Origin of the sequence: Mesobacillus sp., assembly GCF_047739415.1 — a bacterium.
In the GTDB taxonomy this organism is placed as follows: domain Bacteria; phylum Bacillota; class Bacilli; order Bacillales; family Cytobacillaceae; genus Mesobacillus.
On sequence record NZ_JBIQOE010000197.1, the window covers coordinates 1 to 15,156 of the forward strand.

The 15,156-nt window shown below is 44.5% G+C and carries 15 protein-coding genes and 1 riboswitch; of the genes, 10 read left to right on the top strand and 5 right to left on the bottom strand.

Features of this window, described 5'->3' with window-relative positions; genetic code table 11:
• Window positions 1–100: 100 nt before the first annotated feature.
• The 5 genes from ACH0QE_RS15675 to ACH0QE_RS15695 all read left to right on the top strand — a co-directional run bounded on the left by ACH0QE_RS15675 (window position 101) and on the right by ACH0QE_RS15695 (window position 6,024).
• Entirely contained in the window at window positions 101–1,318 is a 1,218-nt protein-coding gene (locus ACH0QE_RS15675) for an HD-GYP domain-containing protein (RefSeq protein ID WP_415801515.1), read from the top strand.
• 104 nt (window positions 1,319–1,422) lie between these two features.
• The gene (gene yunB / locus ACH0QE_RS15680; RefSeq protein WP_415801516.1) at window positions 1,423–2,181 is read left to right on the top strand and encodes a sporulation protein YunB; all 759 of its coding nucleotides are present in this window, start codon (window positions 1,423–1,425) and stop codon (window positions 2,179–2,181) included.
• A 66-nt stretch (window positions 2,182–2,247) separates the two neighbouring features.
• A riboswitch (Lysine riboswitch) is annotated at window positions 2,248–2,431 on the top strand.
• Window positions 2,432–2,575: 144 nt separating this feature from the next.
• Entirely contained in the window at window positions 2,576–4,162 is a 1,587-nt protein-coding gene (locus ACH0QE_RS15685; RefSeq protein ID WP_415801517.1) for a Na+/H+ antiporter NhaC family protein, read from the top strand.
• A 249-nt stretch (window positions 4,163–4,411) separates the two neighbouring features.
• On the top strand, window positions 4,412–5,923 hold the full coding sequence (locus ACH0QE_RS15690) for a sodium-dependent transporter (protein WP_415801518.1): 1,512 nt from the start codon (window positions 4,412–4,414) through the stop codon (window positions 5,921–5,923).
• On the top strand, window positions 5,923–6,024 hold the full coding sequence (locus ACH0QE_RS15695; RefSeq protein WP_023626578.1) for a methionine/alanine import family NSS transporter small subunit: 102 nt from the start codon (window positions 5,923–5,925) through the stop codon (window positions 6,022–6,024). Before ACH0QE_RS15690 ends, ACH0QE_RS15695 begins: the two co-directional genes overlap by 1 nt.
• A gap of 40 nt (window positions 6,025–6,064) precedes the next feature.
• Here the strand turns inward: ACH0QE_RS15695 and ACH0QE_RS15700 are convergent, their stop codons facing one another.
• Window positions 6,065–7,009: a M23 family metallopeptidase gene (locus ACH0QE_RS15700; RefSeq protein WP_415801527.1), complete on the bottom strand. Its 945-nt coding sequence runs from the start codon at window positions 7,007–7,009 to the stop codon at window positions 6,065–6,067.
• A 312-nt stretch (window positions 7,010–7,321) separates the two neighbouring features.
• On the opposite strand from ACH0QE_RS15700, the gene lipA reads away from it, so the two are divergent.
• A complete protein-coding gene (gene lipA, locus ACH0QE_RS15705) occupies window positions 7,322–8,236 on the top strand; it encodes a lipoyl synthase (protein ID WP_415801519.1) in 915 nt (304 codons plus the stop codon).
• Window positions 8,237–8,317: 81 nt separating this feature from the next.
• Here the strand turns inward: lipA and ACH0QE_RS15710 are convergent, their stop codons facing one another.
• Window positions 8,318–9,016 carry a YhcN/YlaJ family sporulation lipoprotein gene (locus ACH0QE_RS15710; protein ID WP_415801520.1) on the bottom strand — a complete coding sequence of 233 codons (699 nt, stop codon included), beginning with the start codon at window positions 9,014–9,016 and terminating at the stop codon, window positions 8,318–8,320.
• A 158-nt stretch (window positions 9,017–9,174) separates the two neighbouring features.
• Here ACH0QE_RS15710 and ACH0QE_RS15715 point away from each other — a divergent pair, with 158 nt between their 5' ends.
• Window positions 9,175–9,465 (top strand): YutD family protein, encoded by a 291-nt coding sequence (locus ACH0QE_RS15715; protein WP_415801521.1) that lies wholly within the window; start codon window positions 9,175–9,177, stop codon window positions 9,463–9,465.
• 52 nt (window positions 9,466–9,517) lie between these two features.
• Here ACH0QE_RS15715 and ACH0QE_RS15720 read toward each other — a convergent pair whose 3' ends face one another.
• The 3 genes from ACH0QE_RS15720 to glpX all read right to left on the bottom strand — a co-directional run bounded on the left by ACH0QE_RS15720 (window position 9,518) and on the right by glpX (window position 11,146).
• Window positions 9,518–9,805: a cytosolic protein gene (locus ACH0QE_RS15720; protein ID WP_214738950.1), complete on the bottom strand. Its 288-nt coding sequence runs from the start codon at window positions 9,803–9,805 to the stop codon at window positions 9,518–9,520.
• Window positions 9,806–9,882: 77 nt separating this feature from the next.
• Window positions 9,883–10,149: a DUF3055 domain-containing protein gene (locus tag ACH0QE_RS15725; RefSeq protein WP_415801522.1), complete on the bottom strand. Its 267-nt coding sequence runs from the start codon at window positions 10,147–10,149 to the stop codon at window positions 9,883–9,885.
• 28 nt (window positions 10,150–10,177) lie between these two features.
• The gene (gene glpX, locus ACH0QE_RS15730) at window positions 10,178–11,146 is read right to left on the bottom strand and encodes a class II fructose-bisphosphatase (protein ID WP_415801523.1); all 969 of its coding nucleotides are present in this window, start codon (window positions 11,144–11,146) and stop codon (window positions 10,178–10,180) included.
• A gap of 796 nt (window positions 11,147–11,942) precedes the next feature.
• Between glpX and ACH0QE_RS15735 the strand changes: the two genes are divergently transcribed.
• From ACH0QE_RS15735 to ACH0QE_RS15745, 3 genes are all read left to right on the top strand, one after another.
• Window positions 11,943–13,178 (top strand): EAL domain-containing protein, encoded by a 1,236-nt coding sequence (locus ACH0QE_RS15735; protein WP_415801524.1) that lies wholly within the window; start codon window positions 11,943–11,945, stop codon window positions 13,176–13,178.
• Window positions 13,179–13,199: 21 nt separating this feature from the next.
• The gene (locus tag ACH0QE_RS15740; RefSeq protein WP_415801525.1) at window positions 13,200–13,637 is read left to right on the top strand and encodes a DUF86 domain-containing protein; all 438 of its coding nucleotides are present in this window, start codon (window positions 13,200–13,202) and stop codon (window positions 13,635–13,637) included.
• A 211-nt stretch (window positions 13,638–13,848) separates the two neighbouring features.
• On the top strand, window positions 13,849–14,613 hold the full coding sequence (locus ACH0QE_RS15745; protein ID WP_415801526.1) for a TIGR01457 family HAD-type hydrolase: 765 nt from the start codon (window positions 13,849–13,851) through the stop codon (window positions 14,611–14,613).
• Window positions 14,614–15,156: the final 543 nt, after the last annotated feature.

Genomic DNA, 15,156 nt, shown 5'->3' on the forward strand with positions numbered 1-15,156 from the left:
CCAATGAAGTCAAAGAACGACTTCACCGGTCGGCCCTCCGAGGCACACGAAGTGCTAGACCCGCCAGCCACAGGACGTGGCGTTATAAGGCGGGCAGCGCTTGTCGGAGCTGAACGAGGCGCTTGCACTTTTTGTTCTTCCCTGGCTATTTTCGGAAGTTATCGCCGAAAATAGCCACCACCAACTAACAGATAAAGTGGGAATTGACATGAGACTCGTAGCCACCACTTCGGTAGAGGAAGGGGCTTTACTAGCAAAAGCCATCTATAATGACAAGGGCCAGGTTCTTTTAAATGTGGGCGCACGGCTCGAAGGCAAAATCCTTAGCCGACTTGAAGAGTTTGGTATTGACTATATTTATATAAAAGATCCTGACACAGATGATATCATCGTGAGAAACTCCATATCCGATGAATTGCGCGTCAATGCGATTATGACGATTGGGGATACATTCAAGCAAATTCAGCTGGATTCGAATGTCTCGCAAACCTTTGTACTGGAAAAATCAGCGAGGAAATTCAAGAAGCTGATCAGTGCTTTGCTTGATGAGCTTCAAAGGAGCAAAGAGCTGTTGAATTTGCTGTCGGATGTGTTTCTGCATGACCACTATATTTTTTCTCATTCATTGAATGTTACTTTATATGCCTTGGCGATTGGCATCGAAATGAAGCTGACTCCAAAAGAGCTTGAGCTGCTGGGGCTCGGTGCAATTTTACATGATGTTGGAAAAATGAAGGTTCCAGAAGAAATTTTATCAAAACCAGGCAAGCTGACTGCGGAAGAGTTCCAAGTCATTAAGGCCCACGCTGAGGATGGCTTTCAGCTTCTAAGGAACATCCCGACCGTTCCGCTGATTGTAGCTCATTGTGCCTACCAGCATCATGAACGTTTGAATGGTGCAGGGTATCCCCGTGGATTGAAGGGTGATGATATCCATTTATTCGGAAAGATTCTTGGTGTGGCGGATGTGTTTGATGCAGTTACTTCAAATCGAGTCTATAGACCAGCCATGCTGCCGCATGAAGGTCTTGAAATTCTTTACTCGGGTTCAGGCAGCCTGTTTGATTCGAAGGTAGTTGACGCCTTCCGAAGAGCGGTGGCAATATATCCGGTCGGACTTACCGTCATTTTAAGCGATGGGCGAAAGGGAGTAGTGGCTGAGCAGAATCCTGGCTTGAGTGAGCGCCCTGTTGTCCGTATACTCGAGGAAAGCGGCCGAAAAGTGGAGCCATACCAAGTTGATTTGCAATCGAACCTATCCCTGATGATTGTCAGCTGTGATACGATCATTAAATATGAGTACGCCGCTAATTATTAATTTTTCCAGAAGGTATTTTAGTAGTGCAGGCAAAAACTTTAAATACTTTTTAGGCTAGTTCCCCCCTTTGAAGCATACATATAGCTTTAGAGGGGGGATTTGTTTTGGCAAAATTCGGCCGGCGGCTGCCTCGGAAAGGGCCCTTGCCTTTCAGGTATGTATTCCTGCTGACATTCGTCTTTTTTTCCTTTTCAACAGCAGCAGGACTGTGGATCATAGATAAAGGGCTCGAGCCCACATTGATGAAATACGCAGAATCCCAGACAAGGAAGATTGCGACCTTGGTGATCAATAAGGCGATCAATAAAAAAATCGCCAGTGGGATGGATATTGATAAAGTCATAGAATTTGTTCCTGTCGATGGCGGAACGACCACTGTAGTGAAATTCAATACTGAAATCATCAACAGGGTAAAAGCAGAAACGACTAACATCGTGCAGATGAATCTGAAAGAAGCGGAAAGAGGGAATCTCACTTCGCTTGAGATGCTGTCAGATGTCGAGCTAGTCACCGATGATGAGGACAGGGAAGAAGGAATCATCTATTATGTTCCATTGGGTCAGGCCACTAATAATGCACTTCTAGGTAATATGGGCCCTAGAGTTCCCGTGAAATTCAACGCGATTGGCGATGTGACAGCTGACGTCGTCTGGGAAACAGAAGAGCACGGAATCAACAATACACTGATCAATGTTTCGGTCAGGGTCAAAGTCAATGTGCAGATCATTATTCCATTCGCGACTGAAATTGCGACTGTACAAGAAAACATTCCAATTGGCAGCTTCTACTACCCTGGAAAGGTACCGCAGTTTTACAATGGAGGCGGAGATACATCACCAGCCATCCAGCTTCCAGGAGAATAAAAACAGTTGTCAAGTTAACGATATTGTTATATTATAAAATCAATTGAATAACAAACCACATCATTCCGATGGGGTAGAGGCGCAGGATTCAAGAGTAAGCTGTGTGAGGATGACAACGTTGATCACAGCTAAAAGGGAATTTTGCCGAAGCAATAATTAGTGAGTCACATTTATTATTGCTGGGGATACTTTGAACAAGAGTATCACTGTCATTATGGATGTATATCCATAATGGGGAGCTACAGATCGTGATGGAGACACTAGTTGCTTATTAAGGGCAGCGATAGAATGTTCTCTATCGTTGCCCTTTTTTATTTTTCTTTAAAAGAAGGTAGCTAAACTCTTTTCATGTAAAAGTTTCCCCCCTGTCAAAAACAAGGAGGAGAAAGAAAGAATGGAGAACACAATTTTTTCATTGCTGCCGCCATTAGTGGCAATCTTAATGGTAGTAATCACAAGACGAGTGCTATTGTCTTTGGGGACAGGCATCGTCGCGGCGGCATTTTTGCTCGCTGAATTTAATATCACAGAAACATTTGCTATTATGTGGGACGCGATTAAGGGGATTGTCGTTGCGGATGGAGAACTGAACACATATAGCCTGTACATCATCCTATTCTTATTACTACTGGGTACAATCACAGCGTTCATTTCCATTTCAGGCGGAAGCCGCGCGTTTGGCGAATGGGCGATGAAGCGTGTTAAAACAAGAGTTGGAGCACAGCTAGTCGGAGCATTTTTAGGAGTTATTATTTTCATTGATGATTATTTTAATGCTTTGGCAGTCGGCCAAATTACACGCCCGATCACAGACCGGCAAAAGGTTTCACGTGCAAAGCTGGCATATATTATCGATTCAACATCAGCACCTATGTGTGTTATCTCCCCGATCTCCAGCTGGGGTGCCTATATCATTGCTTTGATCGGTACAATTCTTGCTGCACACGGTGTTAATGAATATAGTGCTTTCTCAGGATTCATGCAAATTGTGCCAATGAACTTCTACGCACTTGCAGCATTAGCGATGGTCTTTATCGTAGCTCTTAGAAATATTGAAATTGGACCTATGAAACATCATGAAGAACGAGCGATCACGGAAGGAATCGTCGTTCCACAGGACAAGCCTGTACCGGGTGAACTGAAGGATGACCTTCCTACAAGCACAAAAGGGACCGTTGGAGACCTTGTATGGCCGATTGTTGCCCTTGTCGCTGGAACAGTTGGCATGATGCTTTGGACTGGTGCAAGCGCCGTTGAAGGTGAAGTAACCATCTTCGGGATTTTTGAAAACACAGATGTAACTAAGTCTCTTGTAACTGGCGGATTGCTTGGCCTTGCTGTAGCGTTGACTTTCTTTGTGAGACAGGCAGTTGTCTTAAAAGGCGTCAATGCCAATGTATTTGGAAAAGGAATGATTGAGGGCATTAAATCAATGCTACCGGCTATTTATATCTTGTTCTTCGCATGGGTCATTGTTGATTTGATTGGAAGACTTGAAACGGGCACGTACCTTGCTGGTATTGTTGAAAGCTCTAATATTAACATTTCATTCCTGCCGTTCCTGCTATTCCTTGTAGCTGGAGTCATGGCTTTCTCAACAGGTACTTCATGGGGATCATTCGGCATCCTGCTTCCAATTGCAGGAGATATCGCTGCTGCAGCTGATATCACCATGATGCTGCCAGCGTTAGCAGCTGTATTGGCGGGCGCGGTTTTTGGTGACCACTGTTCACCAATTTCCGATACGACGATCCTCTCATCAACTGGGGCTGGCTCACACCACTTAGACCATGTCATGACCCAGCTGCCATACGCTTTGATTTCTGCTGCGATTGCATCTGTTGGATTCCTGATCCTTGGTTTCACTGGCAGCACTTTAGGAGCACTTGCGGTTGTGGCAATCTTGCTCGTTGCATTTGCTTTCATTTTTGGAAGCAAAACAACGCAGGAAGAAGTGTTAAAAGAAAATCTTGCAGAATAATGTTAAGGCTGTCTGAGTTTCAGACAGCTTTTTTCATATTTTTAAAAAAGTGGGAATAGAATCCTAATTAATAGGGTGTATTGGTATAGTTGGGAAAATTTTTTAGCAATAATTTTATTATGACTAAAATAATATTTTGACAAGCAATTAAAAACTAGCTATACTATTCCTAGACTAAATAATCTGAAAATATAAAACTTTCTAATTATCAACATTTTCCAGGTGATTAGAAGGCGAGGGGGATTAAAAATGGAAAATCGTCCACAATGGGGCACAAGGGCAGGATTCATTCTTGCCGCGGTAGGATCGGCAGTAGGGTTGGGAAATATTTGGCGCTTCCCGGGTGTAGCGTATGAGAATGGCGGAGGAGCATTTTTCTTCCCTTACTTATTCGCACTCTTAACAGCAGGTATTCCAATTTTGATTTTGGAATTCACAATCGGTCATAAGTACCGCGGGTCAGCACCATTAAGTTACTTTAGAATGCGTAAAGGCGCTGAGTGGATTGGCTGGTGGCAGCTTGCCGTTTCCTTTGTCATTTCGACGTATTATGCAGTAATCATCGCATGGGCAATGTCATACGCTTATTTCTCACTAAGCAAGCAGTGGGGAGACGATCCGCTATCATTCCTGGTTGGTGATTATCTAAAAGTAGTTGACGCTGGGCAGGTTGGAAGTATCGTACCTGGTGTATTCCTTCCTTTGGTCATTGTATGGGTCATCACTCTTGGTATTTTGTTCAAGGGAGTCAAGAAAGGTATTGAAGTTGCGAACAAGATTTTTATTCCGGCACTTGTTATTTTATTCTTTGTGATTGTCGTTCGCGCACTGACTCTTGATGGAGCTATTGATGGCATCAATGCATTCTTTAAGCCAGACTGGAGCCAAATCCTGAATGGTAAAGTATGGGTTGCGGCTTATGGACAGATTTTCTTCAGTTTATCCATTGCTTTTGCAATCATGATCACTTACTCAAGTTATCTTCCTAAGAAATCTGATATTACAAACAACGCATTCATTACAGCATTCGCTAACTCTTCTTTTGAGTTGCTGGCTGGTATCGGGGTATTCGCAGCATTGGGCTTCATGGCAATGCAGCAAGGTGCTCCAATTGACGAAGTAGTAAGCAAAGGTGTAATCCTTGCATTCGCGGTATTCCCGCAAATCATTAATGAATTGCCTGCCTTCAGCGCGGCCTTCGGAGTACTATTCTTCGTCAGCTTGACTCTGGCGGGACTATCTTCATTGATTTCAATTGTTGAGACTTATGTTGCGGGTGTCCAGGACAAATTTAATGTTTCCCGTACAAAAGCTGTAGCAATCGGGGGCGGTCTATCTGCTTTGATTTCGATCCTGTTTGCAACTCAGGGCGGCTTGAACTTCCTTGATTCAGCTGATGCATTCATTAATAACTACGGTGTTGCTCTTGCGGGTCTGGTAGAAGTAGTCTTCATTGTATGGGTAGCAAAGGAACTGAACACCCTGCAAAGCCATGCTGATGCAATCTCAGATATTCGCCTTGGAAGCTGGTGGGTGATTTCCTTGAAATATATCACTCCAATCGTTTTGGGTATCATGATGGTTATGAATATCATGACAGATATTAAAACAAGCTACGGCGGCTACCCGGTAATGTTTAACGTTTACTCTGGATGGCTAGTGGCAATCGGTGCGATTGTTCTTGGATTTGTTTTTGCAAAAGCAAAGAAATGGGATAAAGCGCTATACGAAATTCCAGAAGATAAGGGGGTTTCAAAATAATGGATCTTAGTGCATTAGTAATGATGGTTGTAGGTATGGTAATTATCTGGGGAGGACTTGCTGCGAGTGTCATTCACGCGGTAAGGAAAGCCCGTTCATAAAATGGGAAGGCCAACCGGAATGGTTGGCCTTTTTGAATGCTTATTTTTTCTTGAGCCTTGCCCTTTCCTGCCGTGCCCATAATTTCAAATGTGGATATGGATCAAAGGACCATTCTGTATAGCCATTGTCTTTGTACATGCCGTAATGCAGGTGGGGAGGGAATTTACCGCTTGTTCCTGGAGGGCCATAACCCGAGCTGCCGACACCGCCGATCACAGTTCCTGGCTCGACAATCTGACCTACTTTAAGGTTCTTCGCAAAGCCGCTCAAGTGGGCGAAGTAGTGATAAGTATTATTGATATCGCGGATTCCGACCCGCCATCCGCCATATTTGTTCCAGCCTTTCATTTCAACGATTCCGTATCCTGTCGCACGTACCGGCACTCCATAGCCAGCAAAAATATCTGTGCCTTCATGAATCCTTCTGCCGCCCCATCCCCGGGCGTCGCCCCATGTGTTGTTATAACTGTGGTTGCTCCTTAGTGGCATAGGAAAGACATGAGTATCAAGGTCTAAACGCCCAAAGTGTTTGTAAATCATCGCTTTGCCAATGATGATACCAACCGTTTTGTCACGCTTATAATAGTTCCATAGCCCAATTTTCAAGTTCTCATGATCGGTTCCATATGAAAGTAAGTATTGGGCAAAAGCCTGAAGTACATCTTCATCATCCTTTAAACTTGCTTTGCCATCACCATTCCCATCGAATCCAATTCCATTGAAAAATTGAATGGAAACGGGATTGTCATCCTCAAGATCAGGGTTCAAAAGTCCTGCCCATTCTTCCGGCTTGAAATAAACCCCGGCAACTCCTTCAGCCTTGGGCAAATCTTTTCTTGCCTGGCGGACATTCCGCTCATATTGGTCCACCGCGGCAATATAGTACCAGGGAATCTGGGTAACAGCTTCTACTTTGGTATAGAGTTCCATCCTTTTTTTATAAACATCTTCTTGACCCTGCTCAGCTGCAGTTGCTTTATCCATGAACAGGACTGGGGATAGTAAAAAAAGAACGATAACTGCTTTAAGGAATTTCACCGTAATCCTCCCTTCATGATCTAGCTCCTTTAATTTCCAGCGTCAACGCTTCATTTTGGAAAAAGTGAGCGCCTCCGCTTTTCTTGTTATAGTTTGCGATGATGAGGATTTTTCATAAATATCAAATAATGGTAATCGCAAGGTTATCGTACTTGTCGATAGTTTTTCAATGTGTTAAAGTGACATCAGAAGCTGTATGCCGGCCTTGATTTTTACATGGTGTTCTTGATGTAATGCAGCAGGAATGGAGTGAAAATAATGAGCAAAAAAGAGATACAGAGAAAGCCTGATTGGCTGAAAATAAAGTTAAATACGAATGAAAACTATACAGGCTTAAAAAAGATGATGCGCGAGAAAAATCTACATACTGTTTGTGAAGAAGCAAAATGCCCGAACATCCACGAATGCTGGGCAGTAAGAAGGACCGCGACCTTCATGATCCTTGGGGATGTATGTACTCGTGCATGCCGTTTTTGTGCTGTAAAAACGGGTCTTCCAACTGAGCTTGACTGGCAGGAGCCAGAAAGAGTGGCGGATTCTGTTACACTTATGAACTTAAAGCATGTTGTTGTAACTGCCGTTGCTCGCGATGACCTGAAGGATGGGGGAGCAGCTGTTTATGCTGAGACGGTAAGAGCGATCCGCAGAAAAAATCCCTTCACATCAATCGAAGTGTTGCCATCTGATATGGGTGGTGTGCTTGAAAACCTTCAGACATTGATGGATGCTCGTCCGGATATCCTGAACCACAACATTGAAACCGTTAAACGCTTGACGCCAAGAATCCGTGCACGTGCAACTTATGAGCGTTCACTTGAGTTCCTCCGCCGTTCAAAAGAAATGCAGCCAGATATCCCGACGAAATCCAGTATCATGGTAGGATTAGGTGAAACGAAAGAAGAATTGATTGAAGCAATGGATGACTTGAGAGCGAATAACGTGGATATTCTGACACTTGGCCAATACTTGCAGCCTTCCAAGAAGCATCTTGAGGTTCAAAAATACTATCATCCAGATGAGTTTGCAGAGCTAAGGGAAATCGCGATTGCAAAAGGCTTCAGCCATTGCGAGGCAGGCCCTCTTGTTCGTTCATCCTATCATGCGGATGAGCAGGTTAATTCAGCTGCAAAACATAGACAGCAGCTTGCAGAGCAGGAAGCTCAACAGGCATAATTTAGAATCTATGTAAAAAAGGCTATCGTTTTTAAAAAATTTAAAGAAGAGTTCAGCATGCACCATGCTGAACTCTTTTCATTATTTCCCTTGTTGCATCTGTCTTGAGATATCATCTTTGTCCGTTTCTTCGTTCAATTCGCCCTTGGCTTCTCCGTTCGCATTTTCACCAGAGCTCATGTCACGGCCTTGAGGAGACTTAAGCATTTGTTTGACGACGCCATCGACCAAATCGTCCACGTCGCGGCTATCTGTATCGAGAGAGGCAAAGTTTTCGACCTCATTGCGCAGGCTCGTGTCGTCTGAAACGTAAACATGGTACCAGCGCGGAACTACTGACATCGCCATTCGTTTCACCTGGTCCGCAGTCTGGTCGCGATTTTCAGAGTCTGTTTCGTATACAATCAGGACTTCCTCGTCCGTTACAAGTGTCGACACATCATCTACATTCTGTGCCATTAAACTAAACCTGCCGATCATATCCGCAATTTGTTCGCGGTCGATTGCCGTGTAGGCATTTTCCATATTGTCGGCGCCCATTACTCCTGTTTTCTGATGGCGCACATAACCAAAATCTTCGCTCTTATCATTGAACCCTTTTCGTCCATCTTCATTGTATAAATCCGGACGCTGGTCATTGGCATTCAATGTATTCCCGCTTTGCTGGTATACTCCAGTCCTGCCTTCACGATCGCCAGGTGAGGCATTATCATCTCCTGCTCCACAGCCAGTCAAAGCTACAGTACCACATATGCCAAGAGCCATTATTGCTTTTTTCAATTAAAACACCCCCTAATCATTAGAATGGCTCTGAAATTATTTTTTTTGCTTAGTAATTGATGGGGAATAAGTTATAATTAAGAAAAGAGCAAGGTTTCAAGCTTGCCATTGGACAGAGAACTATACAGATCGTTACGGAAAAAGAGGTGGACCTACCGATGATATGCATCAATAATCTATGTTATGAAATAGTGGACGAAAGCAGGGATGGCTTTAATGAAGAAGCCTTTCGCGGCAGATACAGTGAAATTTTAACGAAATATGACTATATTGTTGGCGACTGGGGATATGGACAACTCCGGTTAAGAGGTTTTTTTGATGATCAAAACCAGAAGTCAACTTTCGATACGAAAATCAGTACCGTCAGCGAGTACTTATATGAGTATTGCAATTTTGGCTGCGCTTATTTTGTAGCCAAGAAGGTCGCGAAACAAGGCCAGGATAAATAAAGAAGGAATGAAGAAATGCTCCAATCATGATGATTGGAGCATTTCTTGTCTCTTATAAATCGCTATACGGCGGCTGTTCACTTTCATTCGGGTCATCATGGGTTGGGTGGGCGCCCGCTTCTTTCCGCGGTGTTCCTTGATGAAGAGACTTGAACTCATAGTTGAAGTTACTGTAGGACCGCTGTCCCTCACGCCAGGGAGTGCTTTTTCCTTCTACAGGTTCATCTTTCCGGAACGGTGATCCATATGGCCCCTCGGGATAGTCTTCAGCCGTTACATAGTTGCGCTGCTTTTCTACATTTGAGAAATCAGAGTACTTTTCACTGTCTTCCTTGCTCATGAACTCACCTTCTTTTGCTTGTTGTCCTCTTAGTATTTCATTGATAAGACAAATCAAACAAACAGTTCATTCCAAATCTAAAGGATTGGCCGCAGGAATGAGCGGAGTTCTTCTGCATCTTCTTCAGATAGATTGTAAGCGAATTCGAGATAACCTTCTTCATCCAGGTCATCCTGGCCGAGTATGGCGAATCGGCTTCCCTGGATATCCATCACGATACTTTTTCCGTAGTATCGCCCAGTCTGCATAATAGCTAGATCAAAGCGCTGGTTTTCGCCTACAAAGCTTACATAACGCGTTTTTGTTGCTTCAGTATCATCATATAAAAAAAATTGTTCAGTCATCGTGATCCTCCTAAGTATGTATTTCCTTCTAAACCATCACTAAGTGCGGCTTGTGTTCAAGATGATGGTGTGCTGTGATGTAACGGACTGTCTTGGTTTTTGAACGCATGACAATGGAGTGGGTTTCAACAAGGTCTCCGCCAAGGAAGCGTACCCCGTCGAGCAATTCACCGCTAGAAACACCTGTCGCGGCAAAAATCGCATCGTCTCCGGAAACAAGGTCATCAAGCATTAGTAATTGTCTTGGATCCCTCAAGCCCATGGCAATGCAGCGCTCTTCTTCCTCTATCGTCTGCGGTACGAGCCTCGCCTGCATATCTCCGCCTAGTGCCTTGATGGCAGCAGCAGAAATGACTCCCTCCGGCGCACCGCCTGTTCCAACGAATAGATCGACACCTGTATGCGGCAGGGCAGTCGCAATCGAAGCACCTACGTCGCCATCGCCAAACAGCTTTACTCTGGCACCTTTTTTTCTTACACGCTCAATAAGGTCATCATGACGGTCACGTTCCTGGATGATGACAGTTAAATCCTGAATTCGTTTATTGTTGGCTTCTGCTACGATTTCAATCGTCTTCTCAATTGGGTCATTAAGACTGACTTTACCAGCGGCGCTTTTACCGACAGCGATTTTCTGCATGTACATATCAGGTGCATGGAGGAGGGTTCCTTTATCCGCGACCGCAATAACGGCCATTGCATTATTATGCCCCTTGGCGACGATATTCGTCCCTTCCAGCGGGTCCACCGCGATATCCACTTTTGGCCCCATCCTTGTGCCCAGCCTTTCTCCTATATAAAGCATTGGAGCCTCATCCAATTCCCCTTCACCGATTACGACGATTCCATCCATGTTGACTGAATCGAACATTCTGCGCATTGCCGTTGTGGCTGCATCATCCGCTTCATTTTTCTTGCCGCGGCCCATCCACTGAGCAGATGCCAGCGCGGCAGCCTCCGTAACCCTTACGATTTCAAGTGCCAGTTCGCGTTCCAATGTTTCTCCTCCATTTTCGACAGCATTCTCACTCAACATCAATCTTACCAGAAAAACAATAATTTCTGAATTTTTCAGGGGATTTTTTGTGCTTTGAAAAAACCCGTTGTAAGACTGAAAGAGACCCGAACGCCTAATTCAGATAGGTTTGGAGGAATTCGGGGAAAAGCTATCAGGAGTAGCCTCGTGTTCGGACATCATTGGTCGTGAAAGATAGAAAGCTGTCAAAAAAAGCCCGGAATCGTGACAGGTTTGAGGGGAAACCAGGAAAAGCTGTCAAGAAAACCTCGGAATTGTGACAGGTTTGAAGGAGAAGCAGGAAAAGCTGTCAAGAAAAGTCCGGAATTGTGACAGCTTTGAAGAAGAAGGAGGAAAAGCTGTCAAGAAAAACCCGAAATCGTGACAGGTTTGAAGGGAAAGCAGGAAAAGCTGTCAAGAAAACCTCGGAATTGTGACAGGTTTGAAGAGAGAACAGGAAAAGCTGTCAAGAAAAAGCCGGAATCGTGACAGGTTTGAGGGGGAACGAGAAAAGCTGTCAAAAACAACCTGGAGTCACGTTAGCTTTTAACACAAAAAGTCAAAATCCAACCAAAAGGCAGTCCAATGCGACCTTATCCACATTTTCACTATAAAAAGAAGTAAAAATATTTCGAAATAACTATCTAGGAAAAAAGGTCTATTTTAGCTAAATATGGTACAATTAAGAAAAAGTTCTAGTCATCTTCTGAGAGGATTGAAACCTATGGCCCGCCGTGTTACTAGCATTTTAGACAACCTGCTTGGTTGGGGAAAAATAATGTTGCCACATTCTACGATATGTTATTACCCTCCACAGTTCATTTTGCGGAACCCAGTCGTTTCTGGGGTAAAGAAAGCTTTTAACAGCGGCTTTGAAGTTGCTGTCATTGCATACACAATCAAGAACCACCAGGAGCTTGCGTCGCAGCTTGGTGAGGAGAGCTGGAAGTTTCATAAGGCTTTGAAACGGCATTTCAAAAATGTTATTGAAAAAGAAATCGACAAAGAGGACATGATTGTCCTGCATGATTACTATAGCGACAGCCTGAGCCTGTTCATGCGGATTGACCATAACAGGTACTGTATCTCTGAAATTGATGTGAAAATGAAGAAAATCCTCAGGGAAGCGGAGAGCAGGATTTTTCAAGAGTATCCTACTGTCCAGCCTATCTTTGATACCGGGTTTATTTTTATCGATAAATCGGTGGATTCCGTTCACGGAGCGGTCTTAAAGGCGCATCAGCAAGCGTTTGCGATGGCTGAAAAACGAATCCAAACCGAATTTAATGAAATGGTTTATGAAATGAAAAGAATAATCGCACAGCAAAATATCAAACTTTTAGCGCAGCCAATCATAGACGTCGCGACTAAGGAAATCCGCGCGTGGGAGATGCTGACAAGAGGGCCGGAGGGAACTGCACTTGAGAGTCCATTGCAGCTTTTCTCTGTTGCGCGGCAGACGAATACGCTCTATGACCTGGAAATGATCGTGTTGAGAAAAACACTTGACCAAATCACTTCGACTGGCTGTCTGGATGATATCTTTATCAATTTCACTCCGATTACCCTTGGGAATTCCCGATTCGTCCGGGACTTGAAAAACATGATGCAATCATATGACACTATCCAGCCCAACCAGATCACCTTTGAAATTACGGAGAGGGACTCGATTGAGGGAATCGAGAATTTTATCTATAATATAAAGGTGTTAAGAGGAATGGGAATCAAAATAGCGGTTGATGATACTGGAGCAGGTTATGCCAGCTTGAATACGATCAGTGAAATCATGCCGGATGTCATCAAGATCGACCGTTCCGTCATCGAAAATATTGATAAGAACTCTGTGAAGGAGTCAATGCTGAAAGGACTGCTGCTTGTTGCGAGGGAAGCGGGGTCCACCGTCATTGCGGAAGGAATCGAAAATGAGCATGAAGCATCGGTTCTTTCACGGAACAAGGTTGAACTGGCACAAGGTTATTTTTATGCCCGTCCTGGATTACTGAAAACCGTCTAGCATCTTATGAGGTGATAATGAATGTACTTTGTCGACAGAGATCAAATCGAAGAAACATTGCAGTTTTTAGAGAGACAAATCGACTTTTTTGAAAGCAATGGGCCATGGGAAACGCCAATGGAAAAATCCGCACTCGAGCGTGCGGCGCATACGATGGTAGAGGCCGTGCTTGATGTGGGCAACGCGATGATCGATGGCTTCATCATGCGTGATCCTGGAAGCTATGAAGACATCATTGATATTCTGGATGATGAAAAAGTTGTGACTCAGGATATGAGCGCAGGGTTGAAAAAAATCGTCCTGTTCAGAAAGATGCTTGTCCAGCAGTATACTGCCGTGGACCATGCCAGCCTGATTGAAACCTTCAAGTCCGAGCTTCCTCATCTCAAGCTTTTTTCGGTAAAAGTGAGAGAGTACTTAACGAATGAATTAGGGCCCGTATCCGCTTTTAAAAAGTAAACCATGCCAGAGGAGACCGTTAAACTGCGGTCTCTTTTCTTGTCTAGGAAATAATAAAATAATTTCGTTGTGAATCTGCTTTCGGGGCTGAACGAGGCGCTAGGGTTTTCAAATTGTGAGCTTTGTCCTTTGCACTCACTGCCTGGCTTATATAAAATGGGAGTATTCGTTTTTGAACGACATGGGAACGATATAGTTAGGAGTGATCAATATGAAAAAATATAAAGGATATTTAATTGATTTGGATGGGACGATGTACCGGGGATCCGAACGGATCGAGGCGGCTTCTGATTTTATAAAAAGGCTGATTGAAGCGGAAATCCCATATTTATTTGTTACGAATAATTCATCGCGCACACCTGCACAGGTCGCGGAAAAGCTCCGCGGCTTTGATATTCCAACGACTGAGGAGCAGGTTTTTACAACAAGCCAGGCAACAGCCAACTATATTTATGAGCAAAAAAAAGATGCGACAGTTTATGTGATTGGCGAAGAGGGAATCCAGACAGCGATCCAGGAAAAAGGACTGAAATTTGCCGGAGAAGACGCTGATTTCGTTGTTTCAGGAATCGATCGCGGCATTACATATGAAAAGCTGGCTGTCGGCTGCCTTGCGGTAAGGAATGGAGCGACCTTCATATCGACAAATGGGGATATCGCAATCCCGACTGAACGGGGCCTGCTGCCGGGCAACGGTTCGTTGACATCCGTGATTGCTGTATCTACACAAACAGATCCAATTTTTATCGGGAAGCCGGAATCTGTGATCATGGAACAGGCTTTAAAGGTACTTGGGACAGAAAAAGAGGAAACCCTTATGGTCGGGGATTATTACGATACCGACATCCTTGCAGGCATGCGAGCAGGGATGGACACACTTCTCGTCCACACTGGTGTAACTACCAGGGAATTGCTGAAGGATTATGAAGAAATGCCAACCTATACAGTGGACTCGCTGGACGATTGGGAAGTTTAAGTAGATAAGCTAAAAAGGGACTTGAGCCGTAGAAGGCATCAAGTCCTTTTTTGTCTAGTCAAGCGCTTGTAGGGGCTGAACGAGGCGCTTTCGATTTTCTTATGTCCAGCTGCGGCTCCTAACTCCTCGAGACGCTTCGGGCCTGCCAATGAAGTCAAAGAACGACTTCAATGTCAGGCCCTCCAGAGCTTGTCGGAGTTGAGCAGTCGCCTCCGCTTTTCGAATTGTCTAGCTGCGGCTCCTAACTCCTCGAGACGCTTCGGTCCTGCCAATGAAGTCAAAGAACGACTTCACTGTCAGGCCCTCCAGCGCTTGTCGGAGTTGAGCAGTCGCCTCCGCTTTTCGAATTGTCTAGCTGCGGCTCCTAACTCCTCGAGACGCTTCGGTCCTGCCAATGAAGTCAAAGAACGACTTCACTGTCAGGTCCTCCAGCGCTTGTCGGAGTTGACGAGGCGCTTTCGCTTTTTGTTCTTGGTCAGGCAATATACCTTGGGAACAGAATGTTGTTTTCTAGATGTACATGCATGAACGTATGGGATTCCA